The sequence below is a fragment of the Mycobacterium sp. genome (assembly GCF_049683355.1).
In the GTDB taxonomy this organism is placed as follows: Bacteria; Actinomycetota; Actinomycetes; order Mycobacteriales; family Mycobacteriaceae; genus Mycobacterium.
This window is the reverse complement of sequence record NZ_JBAUJB010000302.1, coordinates 1-7,805: the sequence shown is the minus strand read 5'-3', so window position 1 is coordinate 7,805 and position 7,805 is coordinate 1. Positions and strand designations below refer to the sequence as shown.

Sequence of the window (7,805 nt, the reverse complement as noted above, 5' to 3'; positions counted from 1 at the left end):
CGGGACCGGCGTCGCCTCCAACGCGGGGCAGCCGTAGCGCGACGCCAGCGCGGTCGCCAGGTCGCCGCCGGCCTGGCGCCAGCCGACCACCGCGTCGACCCTGTTGTTGACCAGTGCGTCGCCGTAGAGCACCACCGGATCCAGGGCGGAGACCGAAGCCGCGATGCCGACGTTGCGCAGCTGGTCGGCGGCGGTGTTGGCGACGGCGATCGACGTCGGGTCGTTGTCGGAGACACCGAGCACCAACGTGAGCGGCTCGCCGTCCTTGGCGAGGTGCCCCCGGTTGCTTTCGGGCAGGGTCGGGGTGGGCGGGGCCGGGCTGGTCGTCGAAACCGGATCGATTTGGTAGCCGGCCTCGGCGAGCAGCGTCATCGCCCCCTCCCGCGTCATCGCCGCCGGTGCCGTGGGGACATACCCGGGGTCCGACGGCGAGCGGACCTGAGCCTGCGCCAGCGTGACCGAGTTGTCGTCGCCGGCGCCGACCGCGGCCAGCAAGTCGACGTCGAGCAGGCCGAGAACGGCCTGGCGGACCCGGGCGTCGGCGAGATCGGGATCCTGCGCGCGCAACGTGAGCTGCAGAACGCGCGGGGTGACGATCCGTGCCGTCCGCACATCGGGGATCGCCGACAGCTGGGCGAAAGCCACTGCGCCGCCGTGCACCTGGGCGACCTGGGTGTCGCCGTTGCGGATCGAATCGGCCAGCGCGGCGGGCGCCCCGCCGCGACGGAACAGGATCAGGTCGGGTGCGGCGGGCTGTCCCCAGTAGCGGTCGTTACGGGCCAGCAGGATCTCGTCGCGTTGCGGATCGATGGTGTCCACCCGGAACTGGCCCCCGGTGACCGGCATCGCCTGGGTCAGTCCGGACGCGAAACCGCCGGGCACGTCCTTGACGATGTGGGCGGGCAGGATGTTGTTGAACAACTCCCGCCAGGCGGGGTAGGGCTGCGAGAACGTCACCACCGCGGTCTTGCCGCCGTCCAGCGACTGCACGCCGGTGATCAGGTCGTAGCCGGCGGGATCCACGGTCCCGGGCTGACCGACCATCTGGCGCCACAGATACCAGAAGTCGTCCGCGCCGATCGGCGCGTTGTCGGTCCACTGCGCTTCGGGACGGATCCGGTAGGTCACCGTGAACGGATCTTCACCGGTGATCTCCGCCGACTCCAGCAGCGAGGTGTCCAGTTCCCAGCGCGAGCCGGTCGGCGTGCGGGCGTCCGGGATCGGCCGGAACGAACTCGGCAGGACCAGCGAACTGATCGCCGCGTTCACCGGGGATTGGTCAGACAGCAGGTGCGGGTTGAACCCGGGGCCGATCGAGTCGATCGCCATGATGATCTGCGTCGCCTTCATCGGCGGCGGCGGCGTCACCTCGGCGGTGTCGGTGCTCTGCGGCGCCGGCGGCGGGCTGACCGTACAACCGGTGAACAGGGCCAGCGTCATGGGAAGCGCCGCCAGTGCCGACCAACGGACGGCGCTGACGCGTCGTGGAGTCGTCGGCACGTCCTACAGGGTATCCATCGGTCAGTTGCGGGCTTTGGCGCGTGAACGGGCACGCCCCCGGGTGGTCGCGTCGAGTTCGGCTTTGCGCACCCGGACGATCTCGGGCGTCACCTCGACGCATTCGTCCTCGGCGCAGAACTCCATCGCCTGTTCGAGCCCCAGCTCGAGGGGCCGGGCCAGCGTCTCCATCACATCGGCGGTGGAGGACCGCATGTTGGTGAGCTTCTTCTCACGGGTGACGTTGACGTCGAGATCCTCGGCCCGCGGGTTGATCCCGACGACCTGACCCTCATATGTGTCGTCGCCGGGTTCGACGAAGAACTGGCCACGGTCGGACAGCTGGATCATCGCGAACGGCGTCACCGAACCGGACCGGTCGGAGACCAGCGAGCCGGTGTGGCGGGCCCGGATCTCCCCGGCCCACGGCCGGTAGCCGTCGAAGACCGCGTTGGCGATGCCGGTGCCGCGGGTCAGGGTGAGAAAGTCCGTCCGGAACCCGATCAGTCCGCGGCTGGGCACGATGAAGTCCATCCGCACCCATCCGGCGGCGTGGTTCGTCATCTCCTCCATCCGGCCCTTGCGGGCGGCCATCAGCTGGGTGATGGCGCCGACGAACTCCTCGGGGCAGTCGATGGTCATGGCCTCGAACGGCTCGTGCAGCTTGCCGTCGATGGTCCTGGTGACCACCTGCGGCTTGCCCACGGTGAGCTCGAAGCCCTCGCGGCGCATCTGCTCGACGAGCACGGCCAACGCCAGCTCGCCGCGGCCCTGCACCTCCCAGGCGTCCGGACGGCCGATGTCGACGACCTTGATCGACACGTTGCCGACCAGTTCCTGATCGAGGCGGCTCTTGACCATCCGGGCGGTGAGCTTGTGCCCGGAGACCTTCCCGGCGAGCGGCGAGGTGTTGGTGCCGATGGTCACCGAGATCGCCGGTTCGTCGACGGTGATGCGGGGCAACGCGTGCGCATGGTCGACGTCAGCGAGGGTGTCGCCGATCATGATCTCGGGCATCCCGGCCACTGCGACGATGTCGCCCGCGACGGCCTCGGCGGTGCTGGTCCGTTCCACACCCTCGGTCGCCAGCAACTCGGTGATCTTGGCGTTCGTGATGACCGGGTGACCGTCCATCTCGCGCATCCACGCCACCTGCTGGCCCTTGCGGATCCGGCCCTTGTAGATGCGGATCAGCGCGAGCCTGCCGAGGAACGCCGAGGCGTCGAGGTTGGTCACCAGCGCCTGCAGCGGGGCCTCCGGGTCACCCTGCGGCGGCGGGATATGCTCGAGCAGCACGTCGAAGAGCGGGTCGAGGTTCTCACCGTCGGGGTTCTCCCCGTTGGCAGGCTCGGTCGTGCTGGCGATGCCAGCCCGTCCCGACGCGTACAGCGTGGGCAGCCCCAGCGCCTCCTCGGCGGCCTTCTGGGCCTCCTCGTCGAGATCGGAGGCGACGTCGAGCAACAGGTCGTGACTGTCGGAGACCACCTCGGCGATCCGGGCGTCCGGCCGGTCGGTCTTGTTGACCACCAGGATCACCGGCAGGTGCGCGGACAGCGCCTTGCGCAGCACGAACCGGGTCTGGGGCAGTGGGCCCTCCGACGCGTCGACCAGCAGCAGCACGCCGTCGACCATCGACAGGCCGCGCTCCACCTCACCGCCGAAGTCCGCGTGCCCCGGGGTGTCGATGACGTTGATCACCGTCATCCCGCCGTCGGGGTGGTGCCGGTGGACGGCGGTGTTCTTCGCCAAGATGGTGATGCCCTTTTCCTTCTCCAGGTCACCGGAGTCCATCAGCCGCTCGATGGCGTCGTCACCGCGGTGACTCAGCGCCCCAGACTGGCGCAGCATCGCATCGACCAGGGTTGTCTTGCCGTGGTCGACGTGGGCCACAATGGCGACGTTGCGGAAATCGGGGCGTGCATTCACGTCGGTGATTGTCGCAGTGCAGCGCACTGAACACGAAAACGAGAGAGACAGCTCACTTGAAGCCCGGCCAACTCGCCGATCTGAAACCCAAGAAGAAGTGTTGCCGCAGCAAGCCGCGCTGCAAGCGCTGCCCGGTGGTCGTGCAGAAAGTCCACAAGGCCGAACTCAACGGAATTCGCGGCAAGGAGCTGGCCAAGGTCTTCAAACGGGCCCGCCGATCCTGAGCCGCACCTGAGTCGCAAATCGCCCGTTGGAGCGGCACCGTCGGTTGCGGGAAGGTAGGGTCTGATCCGCGCCGACGCGGCCCTCGACACCGAAACCGCCCAGATACGTAACTGACGATGACGACGATGACGACCACGAGGAGGCGGTAATCGTGCCGACCCCACCCGAGCAGAGGAGCGCGGACGGCAGGCGGCAGAATCCCCTGGCCAACGCCTGGCGGGGCCTGGAACCGGCGGTGTTCATCCCCGCCTCGATCATCATCGTCGGGCTCATCGTTTTTGCGGTCGCCTATTCGTCGTCGGCCGAGGACGCATTCACCAACCTCAACGGCTGGATCACCGATGGCGTCGGATGGTGGTATGTGCTGGTCACCACGGGCTTCGTGGCGTTCGCGATCTACTGCGGCGCCTCCCGCATCGGCACCATCCGGCTGGGTGCGGACGACGAGAGACCCGAGTTCAGCTTCATGGCGTGGCTGGCGATGCTGTTCAGCGCCGGCATGGGCATCGGCCTGGTGTTCTACAGCGTGGCCGAGCCGCTGACCCACTACGTGAGCCCGCCGGAGTCGCGCGGGATCGCCGGCGAGACCGAGCCCGCGGCCAACCAGGCCATGGCGCTGACGCTGTTCCACTGGGCCCTGCACCCGTGGGCGATCTACGTCGTCGTCGGTCTGGGCATGTCCTACATGACCTACCGGCGGGGCCGGCCGCTGTCGGTGCGCTGGCTTCTCGAGCCGCTGCTGGGGCGCGAGCGCGTCGAAGGCCCGATCGGTCACGCGGTCGACATCACCGCTGTCGTCGGCACCCTGTTCGGCGTGGCGACCTCGCTCGGTTTCGGGATCACCCAGATCGCGGCCGGCCTGGAGTACCTGGGCTGGATCCAGATCAACAACTGGTGGACGGTCGGGATGATCGCGGTGATCACGCTGATCGCGACGATCTCGGTGGTCACCGGCGTCAGCAAGGGCCTGAAGTGGCTGTCGAACATCAACATGGTGATGGCCGCCGCGTTGGCACTGTTCGTCATGCTGCTGGGCCCGACCCTGTTCCTGCTGCAGGCTTTCGTCCAGAACCTCGGCATCTACATCCAGTCGCTGCCGGACCTGATGCTGCGTACGGCGCCGTTCACCGACGGCGAGTGGCTGGGCGGCTGGACCGTCTTCTACTGGGGCTGGTGGATCAGCTGGGCCCCGTTCGTCGGCATGTTCATCGCCCGTATCTCGCGGGGCCGCACCATCCGTGAGTTCGTCGGCGCGGTGTTGCTCGTCCCGAGCGTCATCGGCGCGCTGTGGTTCACCATCTTCGGCGATTCGGCGATCCTGCGGCAGCGGGAGAGCGGCGACATGCTGGTCGACGGCGCTGTGGACACCAACACCTCACTGTTCCAGCTTCTCGGCACGCTGCCCATCGCGACGATCACCAGTGTCCTGGCGATCGCGGTGATCGTGTTCTTCTTCGTCACCTCATCGGATTCAGGCTCGCTGGTCATCGACATCCTGTCCTCGGGCGGCGAGCTGGAGACCCCCAAGGTGTCCCGGGTCTACTGGGCGGTGATGGAGGGACTGGTCGCCGCGGTGCTGCTGCTGGTCGGCGGCGCCGGCTCCCTGACCGCGTTACAGACCGCGTCGATCGCGACGGCGGTGCCGTTCTCGCTGGTGATGGTGGCGGCGTGTGTGTCGATGTTGCGGGCATTCCGGTATGACCTGGCGACCACCCCGCAGCTGCTGCACATCTCGGTGCCGGACGGGATGTCGGAGTCGCAACGGCACGACGTCTCGGCCACCCTGGCCGGGCTGGTCCAGGTGCGCTCCGTTCATCACGACTCCTACGTGGTGCACCCGACCACCGGTGAGGTGACGTACGAGGAGCCGGTGGACCCACTCAACGGCGAGCACGCTGCCAGCAGCGAGACCGATACCAAGGCGCCCTGACCGGCCCCCTATCGGAGCAGTGCCGCCAGGGCCGGCAGCCACGCGGTGTCGGCGGGCACCCACGCCAGCTCGTCGAGTTCGTCGAGGCGCACCCACCGCAGCGCCCGGTGTTCGTTGGGGTGTGGCTCACCGTCGATCCGGGTGACCAGGTAGGCGCGCAGCGTCGTCGTACCACTCAGCGCGACGTCCTCGCCGAGGCGTGCGCCGACGGCCACCTCGATGCCCAGTTCCTCGCGGAGTTCACGGGCCAGCGCGATGGCGTCCGTCTCGCCGGGAGCGACTTTGCCGCCGGGCAGTTCCCACAACCCGGCGAGTTCGGGAGGCCGGGCACGCTGGGCGACGAGCAGGGCCGCGTCGTGGATCAACGCGCCGGCTACCACGATCAGGTGGGGCAACTCGTTTGCCGCTGTCTGGTTTGACCCCGTCCGGTTTGACACTGCCGCGAACGGTATACCTTCTGATACATGGCTGTGTTAACGGACGACCAAGTAGACGCCGCACTGCCCGATCTCGACGGCTGGGAACGCGCCGACGGTGTCCTGCGCCGCTCGGTGAAGTTCCCCGCGTTCCTCGACGGCATCGACGCCGTGAAACGCGTCGGCGAGCACGCCGAGGCGCAGGACCACCACCCGGACATCGACATCCGTTGGCGGACGGTGACTTTCGCGCTGGTCACGCACTCGGAAGGCGGCATCACCGACAAGGACGTGGCGATGGCCGGCGAGATCAACCGGATCGTCGGGCAGTAGCGGCGATCCACGCCAGCGTCGCCAGCGTGGCGACGCTGTAGATCAGGCCGGCCCACGCCAGGTACCAGGGCCGCGAGATCGTCCAGATGCTCGGCTGCGCGAAGCTCAGCAACCACGGCACTCCGATGACGGTCAGTGCGAGCCAGGCCCACCCGAGGACCCGCGCCCCGAGGCGCTCGCGCAGCGGGCCGTGCCACAGCCAGATCATCAGCGGTATCAGCCACACCCAGTGATGGGTCCATGAGATCGGCGACAGCAGCAGCCCGAACAACTGGATGATCACGATGGCTGCGAGCCGGTCGTCGGCACCACCGACCGCGCGCCACGCCAGCACAGCCAGCACGGCCGTCACGGCGATGCCCGCCAGCACGACGGGTCCGTAACCGGCGTCGTGACCCAGGATCCGCGTGATCCCGCCGCGCCACGACTGGTTGAACGACGTCCCGATCGGGCCGACCCGGCTTGCGTCACCGAGCAGTTCGGTGAAGTAGTAGCCTGCCTGGCCACCGACCACCAGGGCCGACACGCCGACGGTCAGAAAGAACACCACCACGGAGCACACCGCTGCGGCCCAGCGCCGGGCGCCGACGAAATACAGCCCGGACACCGCGGGGGTCAGCTTCACCCCGGCCGCCAAACCCACCAGCACACCGGAGAGCCACCACCTGGTGCTGAGCACGGCGCAGAGGACGGCCAGCACCAGCAGGACGTTGACCTGGCCGTAGTCGAAGGTGCTGCGCAACGGTTCGGTCCAGATACCCGCCGCAGTCCACAGCATCGCGACACGCCGACCGGCGGCCGGTGATCCTTCCCGGTCCGGAAGCAACCGCTGGCTGACGCGGACCACGCCGTAGAGCGCCGCGATGATGCCGAGTTGCCAGGCCAGCGCCACCACCCCGAACGGCAGCAGGTGCAGCGGGTAGAACAGCACGGCCGCGAACGGCGGATACGTGAACGGCAGCGGGAAGTCTGGGGTCTGGTCGGCGTACACGTAGTCGTACAGCGTTCCGGGGTCGTCCACAGCGGCCGCGCCACCGAGATAGACATGCAGGTCAACGAAGTTCGCGCCGTTGGGCACCAGGTAGGTCCAGGCCAGTCGGGCACCGATGCTGGCGATCAGCAGTGCCGGCGCGGCAGCAGACAGCCCAGCCGCCAGGCGGGAGCGGGGCAGTGCGGAGGCGGAAGCGGTGGCGTCTATGCCGACCGACTCTATCGAGCGGTCACCATCGGCACTCGTTGCAGTAACGGTTACATAAATGCCACACGTGTCACTTGAGTAACTCTAGTAACAGGCTAGCTTCGGGTTCAGGCGTGCCATCAAACCGATTGGGAGAACCATGCATCGCACCGGGAAACTGTTCGCAACCACGATGATCGCAGCGGCGGGAGCGGTCTCTGCGGCGCTCGCGCTCAGCACCTCTGCCGCAGCACAGCCGGCGCCTGCGCCCGCGCCGGCCCCGGCTCCCGAGGTGCCCGGC

General features: G+C 68.2%; 7 protein-coding genes. 3 read left to right on the top strand and 4 right to left on the bottom strand.

What is annotated here, in order from left to right; all coding sequences use genetic code 11:
* Together WA944_RS17465 and typA are read right to left on the bottom strand one after the other, a co-directional pair.
* Window positions 1-1,440, bottom strand: a 1,440-nt coding sequence (locus tag WA944_RS17465; RefSeq protein WP_526647187.1) for an ABC transporter family substrate-binding protein, incomplete at its 3' end; no start/stop codon positions are given.
* An 81-nt stretch (window positions 1,441-1,521) separates the two neighbouring features.
* A complete protein-coding gene (gene typA / locus WA944_RS17460) occupies window positions 1,522-3,423 on the bottom strand; it encodes a translational GTPase TypA (protein ID WP_526609847.1) in 1,902 nt (633 codons plus the stop codon).
* 56 nt (window positions 3,424-3,479) lie between these two features.
* Between typA and WA944_RS17455 the strand changes: the two genes are divergently transcribed.
* The gene (locus WA944_RS17455; protein ID WP_526371546.1) at window positions 3,480-3,647 is read left to right on the top strand and encodes a hypothetical protein; all 168 of its coding nucleotides are present in this window, start codon (window positions 3,480-3,482) and stop codon (window positions 3,645-3,647) included.
* A gap of 203 nt (window positions 3,648-3,850) precedes the next feature.
* Window positions 3,851-5,578: a BCCT family transporter gene (locus WA944_RS17450; RefSeq protein WP_526371554.1), complete on the top strand. Its 1,728-nt coding sequence runs from the start codon at window positions 3,851-3,853 to the stop codon at window positions 5,576-5,578.
* Between the two features lie 8 nt (window positions 5,579-5,586).
* Here the strand turns inward: WA944_RS17450 and WA944_RS17445 are convergent, their stop codons facing one another.
* Complete coding sequence (locus tag WA944_RS17445) at window positions 5,587-5,973, bottom strand: (deoxy)nucleoside triphosphate pyrophosphohydrolase (RefSeq protein ID WP_526371548.1); 387 nt, start codon at window positions 5,971-5,973, stop codon at window positions 5,587-5,589.
* A gap of 69 nt (window positions 5,974-6,042) precedes the next feature.
* On the opposite strand from WA944_RS17445, the gene WA944_RS17440 reads away from it, so the two are divergent.
* Entirely contained in the window at window positions 6,043-6,327 is a 285-nt protein-coding gene (locus WA944_RS17440; RefSeq protein WP_526609846.1) for a 4a-hydroxytetrahydrobiopterin dehydratase, read from the top strand.
* On the opposite strand, the gene WA944_RS17435 is transcribed toward WA944_RS17440, so the two are convergent.
* Window positions 6,305-7,585: a mannosyltransferase gene (locus WA944_RS17435; protein WP_526647186.1), complete on the bottom strand. Its 1,281-nt coding sequence runs from the start codon at window positions 7,583-7,585 to the stop codon at window positions 6,305-6,307. The two genes, WA944_RS17440 and WA944_RS17435, sit on opposite strands and share 23 nt — an antisense overlap.
* Between the last annotated feature and the right edge of the window lie 220 nt (window positions 7,586-7,805).